The sequence below is a fragment of the Pseudomonadota bacterium genome, from assembly GCA_039193195.1.
Classification (GTDB): Bacteria; Pseudomonadota; Gammaproteobacteria; order Steroidobacterales; family JBCBZW01; genus JBCBZW01.
In genome coordinates this window covers 114,565-128,461 of the sequence record JBCCWS010000002.1, presented here as the reverse complement: position 1 = coordinate 128,461, position 13,897 = coordinate 114,565, and the positions used below count along the sequence as shown (strand labels likewise).

The 13,897-nt window shown below is 63.1% G+C and carries 14 protein-coding genes; 4 read left to right on the top strand and 10 right to left on the bottom strand.

What is annotated here, in order from left to right:
- Positions 1-83 precede the first annotated feature (83 nt).
- The gene (gene pyrE, locus AAGA68_02805) at positions 84-737 is read right to left on the bottom strand and encodes an orotate phosphoribosyltransferase (GenBank protein ID MEM9383961.1); all 654 of its coding nucleotides are present in this window, start codon (positions 735-737) and stop codon (positions 84-86) included.
- 87 nt (positions 738-824) lie between these two features.
- Here pyrE and AAGA68_02800 point away from each other — a divergent pair, with 87 nt between their 5' ends.
- On the top strand, positions 825-1,619 hold the full coding sequence (locus AAGA68_02800) for an exodeoxyribonuclease III (protein MEM9383960.1): 795 nt from the start codon (positions 825-827) through the stop codon (positions 1,617-1,619).
- On the opposite strand, the gene AAGA68_02795 is transcribed toward AAGA68_02800, so the two are convergent.
- Entirely contained in the window at positions 1,607-3,151 is a 1,545-nt protein-coding gene (locus AAGA68_02795; GenBank protein ID MEM9383959.1) for an MFS transporter, read from the bottom strand. The two genes, AAGA68_02800 and AAGA68_02795, sit on opposite strands and share 13 nt — an antisense overlap.
- A 42-nt stretch (positions 3,152-3,193) precedes the next feature.
- Here AAGA68_02795 and AAGA68_02790 point away from each other — a divergent pair, with 42 nt between their 5' ends.
- Entirely contained in the window at positions 3,194-3,556 is a 363-nt protein-coding gene (locus AAGA68_02790; protein ID MEM9383958.1) for a Rieske (2Fe-2S) protein, read from the top strand.
- A gap of 19 nt (positions 3,557-3,575) precedes the next feature.
- On the opposite strand, the gene AAGA68_02785 is transcribed toward AAGA68_02790, so the two are convergent.
- The gene (locus AAGA68_02785) at positions 3,576-3,875 is read right to left on the bottom strand and encodes a DUF6763 family protein (protein ID MEM9383957.1); all 300 of its coding nucleotides are present in this window, start codon (positions 3,873-3,875) and stop codon (positions 3,576-3,578) included.
- A gap of 122 nt (positions 3,876-3,997) precedes the next feature.
- On the opposite strand from AAGA68_02785, the gene AAGA68_02780 reads away from it, so the two are divergent.
- Positions 3,998-4,774, top strand: coding sequence for a MarC family protein (locus AAGA68_02780; GenBank protein MEM9383956.1), 777 nt, complete (start codon positions 3,998-4,000; stop codon positions 4,772-4,774).
- On the opposite strand, the gene trmB is transcribed toward AAGA68_02780, so the two are convergent.
- The 6 genes from trmB to AAGA68_02750 form a co-directional block, all read right to left on the bottom strand.
- Positions 4,771-5,484: a tRNA (guanosine(46)-N7)-methyltransferase TrmB gene (trmB, locus tag AAGA68_02775; protein ID MEM9383955.1), complete on the bottom strand. Its 714-nt coding sequence runs from the start codon at positions 5,482-5,484 to the stop codon at positions 4,771-4,773. The genes AAGA68_02780 and trmB overlap by 4 nt on opposite strands.
- A 3-nt stretch (positions 5,485-5,487) precedes the next feature.
- Positions 5,488-6,297 carry a thiazole synthase gene (locus tag AAGA68_02770; GenBank protein MEM9383954.1) on the bottom strand — a complete coding sequence of 270 codons (810 nt, stop codon included), beginning with the start codon at positions 6,295-6,297 and terminating at the stop codon, positions 5,488-5,490.
- Positions 6,298-6,315: 18 nt separating this feature from the next.
- On the bottom strand, positions 6,316-6,543 hold the full coding sequence (gene thiS, locus AAGA68_02765; protein ID MEM9383953.1) for a sulfur carrier protein ThiS: 228 nt from the start codon (positions 6,541-6,543) through the stop codon (positions 6,316-6,318).
- A gap of 43 nt (positions 6,544-6,586) precedes the next feature.
- Positions 6,587-6,775: a hypothetical protein gene (locus AAGA68_02760; GenBank protein MEM9383952.1), complete on the bottom strand. Its 189-nt coding sequence runs from the start codon at positions 6,773-6,775 to the stop codon at positions 6,587-6,589.
- Between the two features lie 87 nt (positions 6,776-6,862).
- Positions 6,863-7,807, bottom strand: a complete 945-nt coding sequence (locus AAGA68_02755; protein ID MEM9383951.1) for an SPFH domain-containing protein — start codon at positions 7,805-7,807, stop codon at positions 6,863-6,865.
- Positions 7,808-7,987: 180 nt separating this feature from the next.
- The gene (locus tag AAGA68_02750) at positions 7,988-11,662 is read right to left on the bottom strand and encodes a CHAT domain-containing protein (GenBank protein MEM9383950.1); all 3,675 of its coding nucleotides are present in this window, start codon (positions 11,660-11,662) and stop codon (positions 7,988-7,990) included.
- Between the two features lie 546 nt (positions 11,663-12,208).
- Between AAGA68_02750 and AAGA68_02745 the strand changes: the two genes are divergently transcribed.
- The gene (locus tag AAGA68_02745) at positions 12,209-13,153 is read left to right on the top strand and encodes a YCF48-related protein (protein ID MEM9383949.1); all 945 of its coding nucleotides are present in this window, start codon (positions 12,209-12,211) and stop codon (positions 13,151-13,153) included.
- A gap of 87 nt (positions 13,154-13,240) precedes the next feature.
- On the opposite strand, the gene AAGA68_02740 is transcribed toward AAGA68_02745, so the two are convergent.
- The gene (locus AAGA68_02740; protein MEM9383948.1) at positions 13,241-13,855 is read right to left on the bottom strand and encodes a sigma-70 family RNA polymerase sigma factor; all 615 of its coding nucleotides are present in this window, start codon (positions 13,853-13,855) and stop codon (positions 13,241-13,243) included.
- Positions 13,856-13,897 lie beyond the last annotated feature (42 nt).

Sequence of the window (13,897 nt, the reverse complement as noted above, 5' to 3'; positions counted from 1 at the left end):
TGGGCCGACACCTCGTCACGGAAGCCTGTCCCTCAGCGACGACGCGTACCGACAGTGTACCGCCGCGCGAGGGCGTGGACACGTCATTGGAACCCGTACCTTGCCCGGTAGTCTTCTAGGGACTTCAGAATCTGTGATCTGTTCCCGTCGGCCCGCAACCATTGTGTCAAATCGTCAAGGGAGGCCACGCTTGCGATCTGCAAGCCCAGCTCGCGCTGCGCTTCATCGATGGCAGAGCGCTCGCCTTGACCGCGCTCCTGCCGGTCTAGGGCGATCAGCACGGCGGCCGCTTCGGCATTCTGCCGGCGAATGATCTGCACCGACTCGCGAAGCGCGGTGCCGGCAGTGATCACATCATCCACCACAAGCACCCGACCGGCGAGGGGGGCGCCCACCAGGTGCCCACCCTCGCCGTGGTCCTTTGCCTCCTTGCGGTTGAAGGCGAAGGGCAGATTGCGCCTGTGTTGCGTGGCCAGGGCCGCCGCTGTGGCGGTCACCAGCGGGATACCCTTGTAGGCAGGACCGAAGAGCATGTCGACCTCGAGACCGCGTTCGACGATCGTGTGCGCGTAGAAGCCGCCAAGCTTGGCGATGGCCTCGCCGGTGGAGAACAAGCCTGCGTTGAAGAAGTAAGGGCTGACGCGGCCAGACTTCAGCGTGAACTTACCGAAGCGCAGGGCGCCCACCTCTTCGCATAGGGAAAGGAACTGATCGCGGATGGAGCTGCTGGTGTTCATGGGCCTCGTCGACGGTGGCGTAGGACTCTCGGCCCCGTATCATAAGCCGCCGAGCGCCAGCCGGCGCAGCGCGAAGGAACCTCATCGATGCGTATCGTCACCGCCAACTTGAACGGCATCCGCTCGGCCGGGCGCAAGGGCTTCTTCTCCTGGATGACGCGCCAGCGCGCGGACGTGGTCTGCGTGCAAGAAACCAAGGCCCAGCGCGAACAGCTGGACGACGCGCTTTACCATCCACGCAGCTTCCACAACGTCTTCGTGGACGCGCAGAAGAAGGGATACAGCGGCGTCGCGCTCTACGCGCGGCGTGAGCCTGACCAGATCATTACCAGCCTGCAGGAAGCCAGCCATGACGGAGCTGTCGGCTGGGCCGAGTTCGACGCGCAGGGACGCTACGTGGAGGCGCGCTTCGGCAAGTTGAGCGTGGTGTCCTTGTACCTTCCTTCTGGTTCCTCCGGCGAGGAGCGCCAGCAAGCGAAGTGGCGGTTCTTAGATTTGTTCGGTCCCCACCTCGAGCGCCTCGCGCAGGGCGATCGCCAGTACGTGATCTGCGGCGACTGGAACATCGCGCACAGGCGAATCGACATCAAGAATTGGCGCAGCAATCAGAAGAACTCTGGCTTCCTGCCCGAGGAGCGTGCCTTCATGGACACGCTGATCGACAACTACGGCTACGTGGATGCTTTCCGCGAGGTCGACCAGCGTGAGGAGCAGTACACCTGGTGGTCGAATCGCGGTCAGGCCTACGCCAACAACGTGGGATGGCGCATCGACTATCAGATCCTCTCGCCTTCCCTGGCGGGCAGCGTCAGTAAGGCGCGCGTCTACAGAGAAAAGCGCTTTTCGGATCATGCGCCGCTAATTATCGACTACGCCTTTTGAGCCTCGCCCTGAACAAAGTCTGGCTGCGTTTCCGTCCACTTCAGTAGTCGATAGACCCAGGGCAGAAGCAGGTATGCCGGGATGCCGGCTAGGAAGGTGAGGAGAAAGGTGCTTTGATAGCCGATCACTTCGGACAGATTTCCTCCCGCCCATCCGGCCACGGATCTACCGAAAATGAACATGGAGGAGAGCAGTGCGTACTCCGCGGCGGAGCGGCGCTTGTTCACGATAGACATGAGGAAGGCCAAGAACGCGCCGGTGCCGAGGCCTTGGGTGAACGACTCCACGGCCGATGCTGAATACATGATGGTCTGAGCGAAAAGGTCCGGCGGCGTCTGCGGCGAGAGTGGCAGCACCAATGAGACGCCCCAGTAGCCGAGGTTTGAGATCATCTGCGTGAGACCGAGCATCCAGAGTGCCTTGAACACACCGATGCGGTCGGTGATCGCACCGCCGATCAGCCCGCCCGCCACGGAGAGGGCCAGGCCGATGTTGACCGAGACCAGACCGATCTGGGCGGGTGAGAACCCAACGTCGAGCCAGAACGGCTTGACGATGAACCCGATCGTAGTGTCGGCGAGCTTGAAGGTCACGATGAACAGGAGCACCACCAGCATGCCGGGGCGGCGTAGCATGCCGATGATGGCGCCGAACATGAGTCCCTGTTCGACGGACTGTGCCCTGTCGCGACCACCATCAACCGGGGCGCTTCCCGGCGTACCGCGCTGACTGGCGAGCAGGGTGAGGGCGAACCAAAGCGCGACTGACCCGGCGAGGGCGTACCACCAGAAGCCGGCGATATCATCAGCAAACTTTACGGATTTGTTAACTATCCACGCGGTGCCAAGGAGCATGGCGATGACCGAGGCCATCGCCGCGGGCGTGCGCACCACGGTGAGCAGCTCCTCGCATAAGCCCAAGGTAGGGGGCTTCGCCAAAGACTGTTCGGCGGGTGCCAGGCGACAGGCAAAGGCGCACAGGACCAACAAGGCGCACGTGCAGGCGTACACGCCAGCCCAGCCGATCAACTCCTGCGTGGCCAGGGCGAAGCCCGCGGCGATCATGCCTGCGCGGTAGAATCCCACGCGTAAGCCGTTCGCCACGCCGAGCTCCCGCTTGTTGACCAGTTCAATCGTGTAGGCGTCGATGGCGATGTCGTTGGTGGCGGACATGACCACAAACACGCCGATCATCATCCACACCCAGGGCCCGAAGCCCAGGGAGAAGGCGAGGGGGCTGAGCAGGGCCGCCATGATCAGGTCGACGGCGAACATCCAGTGCCGGAAGCCACGCAGGTGGCCGACGATCGGTGCCCACAGATACTTCAGCGTCCAGCCCAGACCGAGCAGGCTCAAGAACCCGATCTCGCCAAGCTCCACGCCCTGATCGCGGAAGTACACGGGCAGGATTTCGTAGAAGACGCCTAGGGGGAACCCCTGCGAGAAGTAGAGGACGGCGATCCAATAGGCCTTGCTCTGCCAGAGCGGGTTGCGCTTCAGGGAGGTGCTCGCGACGTTGGCGTTATCTGGCATGCTGCATGGACTGGCTTCGCGCTAGCTTGCGGGAGTGGATGGGTGAGTGATGATAGTGCTTGGGTCGACGTCGCGCCCTTGGAAGAGTTCGATGATCCAGGCACGCGGGGGTTCACCCACGAGGATTGGGACCACTGGGGCTTCGTGGTGCGTGTAGGCGATGCGCTAGCAGCCTACCGCAATGCATGTCCCCACGCGGGTCACCCGATGAACTGGGCGCCCGACGCCTTCCTGACCGCCGATGAGCAGCATCTCATCTGCGCCTCTCACGGCGCTGTTTTCGACCGCTTGAGCGGGGAGTGTGTAGCTGGCCCCTGCCCCGGCCAGCGCCTGCAGCCTGTGGCCGTGCGCGTTAACGACGGACGTGTGGAAGTTGCGCCAGCGCAGGCGGCTGGCGCGGGGTAGGACTTGGCGCCCTCGCGGATCAGCGATCGCCAGCGTCGAAGAAGTCGAGCGGGTCGAACCAGACGGCGTGCGGACAGTCGTCGTATTCGACGCCGTAGTCTTCCTTCTGTAGATCCATGGAGCCGGTGTAGTCCTCCGGCGGTTCTATTTCGGTCGGCTCCTGGTCGTCCCAGACGTCGACGTCTATCTCCTCGACGGTGCCATCGAAATGCTGGGTCTCGATGGTGCTCGTGGGCTCGTCGAACGCGACTACTTCGAACACGCGGCCATCCGTGTGCCGGTACCAGCCTCCCACACTCGGAACGACTAGGTTTGCCATCACGCACCCCGTTTTTGTTGCAGTGCCTCGCAGACGTCACCACTCGCCCCCATAATACGCCCCTCCTCGCCCGAGGGAAGTGGAGTTCCGGCATCTGTCGCCGGCTTTAGATAGCGATTGTCATGTTCGAGTCGTTCGTCAAAACCTTCGTCGTGTTTTTCGTCGTCGTAGAACCGATCTCACTGGTGCCCGTGTTCGCGGCCCTCACCCGTGGCGGCGGCGCGGTGTTCCGACGCCGCATGGCCGTGAAATCGGTGGCGCTGGCGGCGGTGATCTTCGCCCTGTTCCTATTCAGCGGCGATCTGCTACTGCGGGCCCTCGGCATCAGTTTGGACGCGTTCAAGATCGCCGGCGGCTTGCTGCTCTTTTTGCTGTCCGTGGACATGGTGTTTGCGCGCCAGTCGGGGCTGCGCTCGGCCACCGTCCGCGAGCAGGAAGAGGCCCGCTACCGGGAGGACATCTCCGTGTTTCCGCTGGCCTTTCCCCTGATCGCGGGGCCCGGTGCCTTGGCCACCCTGGTGCTCCTCGGCGCAAGTACGGACGGTGATCCGGTGGCGATCGCGGTCTTGGGCTTGGTGGTATTGGTGGTGCTCACCATCACCTTGCTGTTGCTGCTGGGCGCCCGTCACGTGGAGCGGGTGATCGGTGTGACCGGGGCCAACGTGATCAGCCGCCTTGCCGGCGTAGTGCTGGTGGCGCTGGCGGTGCAGTTCGTGATCGACGGCGTGCGCGATACGGTGATCACTACGCGTCGAGCCGTGGAGGCGCTCGAGATCCAGCCGACTTGCGCTCCCACCTCGGAGCAACCGGCTGTGCAGGCCACTACGGCGCCGGAGACGGGGGGCGTTGCGCCTGAGGCAGACGCTGGGGCCGGCCCGAAATCGAACCCAGAAACCTAAACGCGACGATAGGCAAGATCTACCACATCGTGGCCTAGACGCTCACCACGACGCTGGAAGTGTGTCTGCGGCCGAGTGGTCGCGGCTGCCAGCTGGTCCTCAGCGACGATGCGCTTGAGGGCCGGATGGGCGTCAGCGACTTCGACCATGGCCTCGCCGTAGGGCGCCCAGTCCGTTGCCATGTGCAGAACGCCGTTCGCGCGCAGGGCGCGGCCGACCAAGTCGAGAAAGGCGGGCTGCACGATGCGCCGCTTGTGATGGCGCTTCTTCGGCCATGGGTCTGGGAAGAGCAGCATTACCCGATCGATGGAGCCGGGCGCCAGTCGGTGCTCGAACACCTCGACCGCGTCTTGCTGCACGATGCGCACGTTGGTGAGTCGCTGTGCTTGGATGCTGTTGAGGGCCCGGCCTACGCCCGGTGGGTACACCTCGACACCGAGGAAATTCTGTTCCGGGAAGCGCTCGGCATGCCAGAGCAGCGAGGCGCCATTGCCGAAGCCGATATCAATGCAGCAGGGCGCTTCCCGACCAAAAGCAACCCCTAGGTCAATTGGCGTGGTGTCGAGGGCAATCCCGAGGTGGGGATAGAGACGCTCGAGGGCCTCGCGCTGGGCGCGCGTGAGGCGACCGTCACGACGGACGAAGCTGCGCACGCGGGCTCTCGGACGATCCTCCGGCGCCGCGCCCCCGCCATCCTCCCGTTCGGTCACGACTTAGAAGAAGATGCCTTCGATGGGCGATGAGGCGGTAGCGTATCGTCTCTTCGGGATGCGCCCTGCGCGGAAAGCCAAGCGGCCGGCCTCGACCCCGAGGCGCATCGCGTGGGCCATCATCACCGCGTCGCGCGCGCCGGCAATGGCCGTGTTCATCAGCACGCCGTCGCAGCCAAGCTCCATGGCGAAGGCGGCATCAGAGGCGGTGCCGACCCCCGCGTCCACCAGCACCGGCACCTTCGCCTGCTCGACGATGGTGAGGATATTGTAGGGGTTCTGGATGCCAAGGCCGGAGCCTATCGGCGCAGCCAAGGGCATGACGGCGACGCAGCCGATTTCCTCAAAGCGCTTGGCCATGATGGGGTCGTCGTTGGTGTACACCATGACGTCGAAGCCGTCTTTCACGAGCGTAGCCGCGGCCTCCAAGGTGGCCGGTACGTCTGGGAATAGAGTCCTCTCATCGCCGAGCACCTCCAGCTTCACCAGGGAGTGGCCGTCGAGCAGCTCGCGAGCCAGGTGGCAGGTGCGTACCGCATCTTTGGCCGTGTAGCAACCGGCGGTGTTAGGCAGCAGCGTGAATTCCTCCGGTGGCAGCGCTTCCAGGAGGCTGGGTTCGTCGGCGTGCTGGCCGATGTTTGTGCGACGGATCGCGACCGTGACGATCTGCGCTCCGGCGGCCTGGGTGGCAGCGCGCGTCTGCGTAAGGTCCGTGTACTTCCCCGTACCGGTGAGCAGTCTTGATCGGTACTGGGTGCCGGCGATGGTCAAGGGATCGGCGTGCGCCGCCGTGGAAGAAAGGGTGTCATTCATGGGGCTCTCCGCCGCAGGTCAGCCGCCGCCCACGGCGTGCACGATCTCTATCCGGTCGCCGTCTCGAAGGCGCGCCTGGTCGTGCTGCGAGCGGGGCACGATCTCGCCGTTGCGCTCTAGGGCGAAACGCCGCCCCGCTAGGCGCAGGGCCTGAACGAGATCTGCGACCGTCGCGTCTGATGACAGGCGCACGGGGTCGCCGTTGGCGAGCACGGTGATCGCGTGGGAGTCGGCGTGGGTGGTCATGGCGCCGCAGTGTACACGACGGCGCCCAGCCACCCAGTCGCCCCTACTGCTCCCGGTCGCCGTCGTCTTTCGCAGGCGCGTCCGGTCCCGGCAGACGGCCCGCTTCCTTTAGGGCGCGGCGGACGATGAACTCGAGTTGCGCGTTCATGCTGCGCAGGTCGTCATCGGCCCAGCGGCGCAGGGCGGCAAGCGTGCGCGGGTCCGTGCGGAAGAGGAAGGAGCTTCTTGCCACGGCTTGGTTTAACTCGTGGGGCGCGGGGTGCATCCGCCCCCGGTGGGGACGGGGCCTGGCGCGGTTAGTTCAGGTGCCATCGGCGGGTCAGCTGTAGAGCGAACCGGCGTTCACCACCGGTTGCGTGTGCCGGTCGCTACATAGCACGACGAGCAGGTTGGAGACCATCGAAGCACGCTTCTCATCGTCCAGATCTACGATCTGCTCCTTCACCAGACGCTCCAGTGCCATCTCCACCATGCCCACGGCGCCGTCGACGATCCGCGAGCGCGCGGCTACCACCGCTTGCGCCTGCTGGCGCTGAAGCATGGCGGCGGCGATCTCCGGCGCGTAGGCCAGGTGGCTGATGCGGGCCTCGACCACCTCGACGCCTGCTGTCTCCAAGCGGTCCTGAATGTCCTGACGCAGCTCAGCGCAGATCTCCTGCGTGCTGCCGCGCAGGGAGGTGGCGTGGTCTTCGCTGTCGTACGGGTGGCGGCTGGCCAGGTTGCGCAGGGCGGCTTCGCTCTGCACGGCAACGAAGTCCTCGTAATCGTCGACCTCGAACAAGGCCTCGGCGGTGTCTACCACCTTCCAGACCACCACGGCGGAAATTTCGATCGGGTTGCCGTCGCGGTCGTTCACCTTGGACGGCCGGCCGGAGGTGCGAGCCTTCTGCTGCACGACCTTGCCCTCGGCGTTCTTTCTTTCGGGCGTGGTGATGGAGCCGGTCTCGAAGTTACGCACGCGGCGGCTGATGCGCTTCTTGGAGAAAAAGGGGTTCACCCAGTAGAAGCCCGACTCGGTGATCGAGCCCTTGTAGTGGCCGAACAGCAGCAGGACGCGGGCGTCGTTGGGGGCGATGGCGACGAAGCCAAAGATGACCGCCACTCCTGTCGCCATGAGCACGAGCGCTGCGGGCACCCCATACACCTTTAGGCCTGGGTTGGCGGCGGCGTGAATGAGGAGGGTGAGTCCGCTGAAAAACAGGGCGGGGCAGATGACCAGGGCCAGCCATCCGGTGGCGGCGTTGTAGGTTCTTTCTGTGGACATGAGCGCTTCTCCAGCGGCTGAGCGATATCTAAGTGATATCACTTAGATAGCTCTAGAGGCAAGGCGGACTCAGGTAGTTGGTGATGATTTAGTAGTTTTCAATTACTAGTTTATAAAATTTAGAGCATATATTTTTCTAATAAGTTATGCAAATTATGAATTTAAGTGGAAACACCTCGCTCACTCTGTTGACCGTCTTAGAGCGAGTCCACGAGGAAACAGCGCAAAATTCCCCTCGCCGTAAAGCAGGTAGTTGGCCCAATGAGCTGCGCGTTCCTTTGGCATTGCACCCCTTCCTACCCGCACGGCCTCTGCCACGGACTCGCCTTCCAGAAGGCGCTCGTAGAACTTCTCGGCGAAGGTGCGCGCGGCGAGGTCACTCACGAACCAGTAGGTGCCAAGATATGCCTCGATCCCTGATCGCATAAAGAACTCAGCGAATGCCTCCGCACGCTTTGCCAGATCTTCCTCCTCCTCTGCCGAGCCGTTGCCCTCGGTGCCGTCCCCGCCGCGAACGCGGGCGCTTTCGCAGCCGTTGATCACCGCCAAGCGCGGCAGGTGCGTAAGCCTCAGCAGGTCTGCGACCTGTAGCGTTGTGCCTCCCGCCAACCTTAAGCCGCTGTTGCCCGCCCCTTCGCCATCGAAATACGCGTGGCCGCAGTAGTGGAGAATTTGCGCTGACCCGAGTTCCTGGAGCACGGCGTCCCTAGTCGCTTGCGCGCCTTTGAGCGTGACGACCTCGATCCCGACGCGCTCTTCCAGAGCCTCCTTGACGGTAAGCCCCTCCTGTTCTGCACCGGGCAGGTCCTCAGTCGGGTCTACGATCACGAGCACTTCGGTGACACCGGGCATCGGTGGGGTAGCGATGATCTGACGCCCTCGAGCGCCTTCGATCACCAAACGGCGCGTGAGTCCAACCTCCGTGGCCACTCCCGCCCCGTCATTGAAGCGCAGCGTCTCGAAGGGGATCTTCGACGCTTCGGGGTTGTGCACCACGTGTAGCGGCTGACCTTCCAGGATGGCGGCGAGCTCTGATCTGCTAGTGCCCAAGAGCAGATCCGCCACCCGGTCCCCGTACTCGCCAACGGCCTCCACGGAGGGCACGGAACGCCCAACTTTGCCGCCACCGACAATCAATCGCGCTATCTCCTCGGGGGTGACGGCGCGCTGATGGCCGCGACAGGCAGACGTACCTGCGGGCGGCACCAACACCGTACTCAGCTCTCGGTTATCTTCAGAGAGATTCGCTATCAGGTAGGTGGCGCGGCTGCGCGAACTCTCCCCTCCTCGATCATCCAGCGCCTCGCCTTCGCGACTCGTCAGGTGAACATCGCCAGCCCACTTCGCTTCGAGATGAGCGTGAATCTGTTTGTAGCGAATGGCGTCCGCTTCATACCAGACGACGGTCGTCGTATCGCGAAGCCGGACGAACGCGCGCAGCATCTCGTCGATCACCTGTACCGAGTGACTCTCCAGGGTGCCTCCGTAGGCGACCGTCGCCATGCGACGGAACTTAAAGCGCTTCGCGCGTTGAACCGCATCCCGTGCGGCTGCGCCCACGTCGAACACGAGAGCGCCGTCTCGCGGCTGCGCTTTGGGCACTAGACGTGCGATGTGCACCCACTCGGCGGCAATGTTCGCGTTAGCGGCCCCGATGACCGTTTGGTACGGATCTGCCCAAGTGCTGATCCGGTAGTCCAGGGCCTCGTCGATTCTTCCCGCTACGCCTCTGGTAGGCACGCCCTCGGCAATTGGGACGGAGATGGCGTCCACGTCGTCGGCCCTGAGCACATCACCACGGACCAGCTCCACCTTGAGCTTTCCTCGGGTCTCCTTTGTCTCCACGCGCAGAAGCCCACGCATGATTAGGCTGGCGATCTCCGCTGGATCTGTGCTGTAGCGCAGTCGGTTGTTCTCGCTCGGTGATAGTCCGTTTGGTGCATACACGCCAACCTCTGGCTTCCGGTAACGCTTGGTCAACTCACGGATTCTCTCCGCCAGTTCCTCCATGCTCGCTGGAAGCCCTAACGACCTAAGGTAAGGACTGCAAGAAATAGCTCTGCTGCGTTTGGCGAAGTACTGCGATCGATCGGTCCAGAAGGCCGCTTGCAGCTCCTTGGGACAGTTCTCTCCAGCCATTACCTGGGCGAGCATGCTCGCGGCCCCGCCGAATCCGCCCACCGCGTATACGGGTTTCTTGAGCAGCAGCATTTGCCACGCCTCCTCGACGATGCCGGGATACAAGCCTCCGTACCCCGCCTCCCGGTTACTTAGACGCGGGGCCGGCGCGCCACCGATCATCACGGCGGCGTCGAGCTGCCGCGCCATGAAGGCCCGCATCTCTGAGTAGTAGAGGGCCGGCGGCACTTGCTCATCTCCGGTCGCCTGCGGCCACGGCAGGGGATTGGAGCGCTTGTCATCGTCAGCGACGCTGTGGGCGTCGAACGCCCAGTCCGGATCTGCTTCCTCGATCGATGTGTTCGACGCCAGATAGCTGTTCAGCCACTTCACCGGCGTCGGCGCGTTCTGCGCGTATGCGTGTGTCAGCTGGACCAGCTGCTCGGTGAAACCGAGCCTACGGAAATCGCCACCGTAGCCTATAGAGGCACCAGCGGAGAGAAGGCAACGCGCGGTGTAGGTGATGGCGTCGTGCATGTGCTCTTGAATCACACCGTCGCGATTATCCGTATCAGGGTTATCGGACAGGGACATGCCAACGTTTAAGTTGGCGAGCGACTCCACGAGCTGTTCATCTTCCGTCCGCTTGCCAGATGCGAAGTCCAAGCGGCGATACGCGGTCGTGGGCGTTAGCAATGCAAGTCGTCGGTCCGCGGCGCTCAACACGCTGCGTTCCGGTCGTGGTAGCTCTGGATCAGGATGCAGAATCAGCCGCGTTGACGCCGAGCGAACCCGATCGCTTGCAAGGTCGAGTAGCTCTGGAGTTCTCGGAATCGAGACGAGTTGAGGAAGATCTGCGAGCTTACCGATGCGCTCGGCCTCACGCTCGAACATGCGCGCCTTGATCCACTCACTGAGTCCTCGAGCCACTACATCGCGGGCGCGGCCCGCTCGCCACACCATCGTCGGCGTGTTGCCGCCGTAGCTGGAGCTGCGGCACTCGCCGTCCTCGAGGGCGAGAACAGTCAAGCAAGCGATACGCTCGCTCTTCGCCCGGCGCAGCTCCTCCAGGCACCAGCCCCTATCGCTGTAGTTGTCACTGCGCACGGACAGGAATAGGGAGTCCTGATCCAAGGCGCTCCAGAGCTGCTCCTTCAGCGGATGTCCTGGGTAGAGCTCGCTGACGTCCCAGAAGCTGCTGAGGGTCGTGTTGTGTATGTAGCTGCGGACACCGTTGATCAGCTCATCAATGAATGGCAAATCGATTTTTGCGTGAGAGATGAAGATTCGCGGGTTTGCGCTGGCCTTGCTGAGCACCCTCGCGATAGCGGCGATGACCGCATCAACGATTGCTTCCTCTGGATTCTCTGGAGCGAACAAGCCACTGAGCACCGGTGCCTGTAGTTTCGGCTCCAACGCGCGCGCCGCCCGATCTAGGATGACCGGGATCACGCGCCCGGGCCCCAGCGCCTTGTTCCAGCTGTTGATCAGCTCGATGGCCCGCTGCCGTGCTTTGGGGCTAGTGGTGGTTCGCGCATCTATTGGGCAGACGATTACCGCATCTTCACTCGCGTCCGTATCGATGGCTTGCCCATTGACGCCAGGACGAATAGGAACGCCGGCCCCAAAAGCCAGGCGATCGCCAAGCGGCCGCGTGAGTGCCCCGTAAAGGGCAGTACCAAGCTTGACGGCGCGCGGGCGGGAGGCCCTCGTAAAGTAGGCTGTGTATACGATCAAGCTTGGTCGAAGCGTTGGTTCCTGCGGCATCTTGCTCCGCCTTAAAGTTCAGCGCGTGTGGCGGCTTAGGCCGCTAGGTAATTTGGCGATCCACTATGTTCTAGTGTGCTCGAAGTAGTGCGCATCCGGCACTTCTAGTTGTCTAATTCCGCCGTTTGGGGTCAGCGCGCCGCTTATCGGCACACTGCTGTGCCTCAGGAGTAGTGTGTTGTTTACGTAAGGGTTGGCTCGTCACTCGGATCTGGTCCTCTGAGCTTGTGGGGCTGCTAGTAAGAAAGATGACCTAGTAGGTGGACTTAATCTCTCGATTTAGCAGGTAAACCATCAAGTCAATTAGGTAATTAACGGTGAACGTGCTGAATAACTCCATTGTGCAGACGCAGCAGCGTGGAGTGAGGAGCTACGTGAGATATTCCGCTCATTCGGTGCACTGCTAGTTCGGCAGCGGTGCTGCGTAGGCGACGAGTCGCTCCCTGAGAAAGCTGACCCCGCCACGCTGAGCCCGCGGCGAACCATGCACTCAGCACGCATTCGGAGCAATTTCTCATGACGACGTCGCAACCAACCACAGCCCCAATCTCCCGCTATCTGGCATATATGTGCCTCCTAGGCGGCTTGTTCCTGCTTACCAGCGGTCTGTACGGGTTTGATCCCCGTCCGTTAGATAGTCACCTGTTCGTGGATGAAGTGAGTACGCAGCATGGCGTTCGCTGGCAGGGAATGGCGAATCCGAGTGTTGTGCTGCGGATCACCGATCCTGGTGTGCATCCCGATATCGCCTTCGAAGTGCCCAAGGGACGATTGGTGGATCTACACTTGACCAGCGCGGGCCACATCACCGCCACCAACGACCGCGGCACGCTCTGGGAAAGTCAGGACGGAGGAAGGCGCTGGCAGCGATCTCTTGCAGGGCCGGGGCGGCGAATCGCCGCCGTCGCCTGGGGCAGCGCCGAGCTGGCCATAGCGGTGGGACCTTCGGGCAATACCTACCGCACCGAAGACGGTGGCGTGAGCTGGCAGCGGGTGGCGACGGAGGTAGGGGAGGACCTATTTGGCGTCGCTTTTGTGGATCCGCAGCAAGTGTGGGTGAGCGGGGAACACGGGCGACTCTTGCGCAGCGATGACAGCGGACTCACCTGGCAGCCGATCGTGTCCGGCACCAAACGCGCGCTGCGCGACATCGACTTCGATGCGCTTGGTCAAAACGGATGGGCCGTGGGCGATGGCAACGCGATCGTGCGCACCCGCAACGGCGGTCAGCGTTGGTACGAGGAGGATGCCCCCACCGGGGTGTCGCTCGATTTCCAACGGGTCTGCGTTGAGTCGTCGCGACTGACGGTGATCTCGACCGACTGGCACGTGCTACGGAGCGAAGATGAGGGTCAGCACTGGGCGCTGGTGCCCGAGCAGCAAGGGGCGCCCGCCCACGCGGACGTTCTCCAGCAGCCGATGGCGAGGGCGGACCGCCAAGACCAAGAGTGGGTGTGGTGAGGCGCGGGGTAGCGGCTTCCGCCCGGTGCGGGAACGACGCCGATTGACAGATGCACTTCCGATCGGCGTCGCCCCTGGCGAGGGCTGCTAGCGAGCCTCGCTCATGTACTCGCGCAGCGTGTTCGCAGCGTTGGCCCGCTCGGCGGCTGCCCATAGGCGCTTCCGGGCTCGGTGCAGTGTTTTGCTGAACACCGATGCATCGAGTTGGAGCGTCGCCGCCACCGTATCGCGATCCTCGTCAAGGAAGAAGCAGCGTCCTAGCAGCTCTCGATCCCGATCGACGGTGAGATCCTCCAATAGGCCTTGCGTGAGCTCGACTAGCTCATGTCCGGCCACCACATCGGAGGCGTCTACGTCCGCCAGCGTCGTCTCGAGCTCTTCAGGGGCGATTCGCAGGGTCTGGCGCCACCGTTGGCGTAGCTCACCGAGGGCGACGCGCCGAGCGATCCCGCACAGGAACCCCGGCAACGCCTTTGGCTCGCGCAGCTTGCCCTCGCGCAGCTTGGTGAGTGCGATGACCCAGGCAGAGTTCAGCCAGTCCTCTCCATCCATGGGGTTGTCGACGTACCGACTCAGTGCGCGGCGCATGGCACCGTTGTAGCGGCGATGGATCTCAGTTTCCGCGCGCAGGCAGCCATTGCGCACTGCATCAACGAGGGTGTGATCCGAGTGGTCATCCATTGAGACTTTCTTGTTTTCCATAGCAAGGCGCTCCGCAGCGGCAGTAACTCGCCGGCTGGCGGT

Coding starts and splice junctions, on each gene's coding strand:
- pyrE (MEM9383961.1), bottom strand. CDS start 737: ATGAACACCAGCAGCTCCATCCGCGATCAGTTCCTTTCCCTATGCGAA.
- AAGA68_02800 (MEM9383960.1), top strand. CDS start 825: ATGCGTATCGTCACCGCCAACTTGAACGGCATCCGCTCGGCCGGGCGC.
- AAGA68_02795 (MEM9383959.1), bottom strand. CDS start 3,151: ATGCCAGATAACGCCAACGTCGCGAGCACCTCCCTGAAGCGCAACCCG.
- AAGA68_02785 (MEM9383957.1), bottom strand. CDS start 3,875: ATGGCAAACCTAGTCGTTCCGAGTGTGGGAGGCTGGTACCGGCACACG.
- AAGA68_02780 (MEM9383956.1), top strand. CDS start 3,998: ATGTTCGAGTCGTTCGTCAAAACCTTCGTCGTGTTTTTCGTCGTCGTA.
- AAGA68_02770 (MEM9383954.1), bottom strand. CDS start 6,297: ATGAATGACACCCTTTCTTCCACGGCGGCGCACGCCGATCCCTTGACC.
- thiS (MEM9383953.1), bottom strand. CDS start 6,543: ATGACCACCCACGCCGACTCCCACGCGATCACCGTGCTCGCCAACGGC.
- AAGA68_02755 (MEM9383951.1), bottom strand. CDS start 7,807: ATGTCCACAGAAAGAACCTACAACGCCGCCACCGGATGGCTGGCCCTG.
- AAGA68_02745 (MEM9383949.1), top strand. CDS start 12,209: ATGACGACGTCGCAACCAACCACAGCCCCAATCTCCCGCTATCTGGCA.
- AAGA68_02740 (MEM9383948.1), bottom strand. CDS start 13,855: ATGGAAAACAAGAAAGTCTCAATGGATGACCACTCGGATCACACCCTC.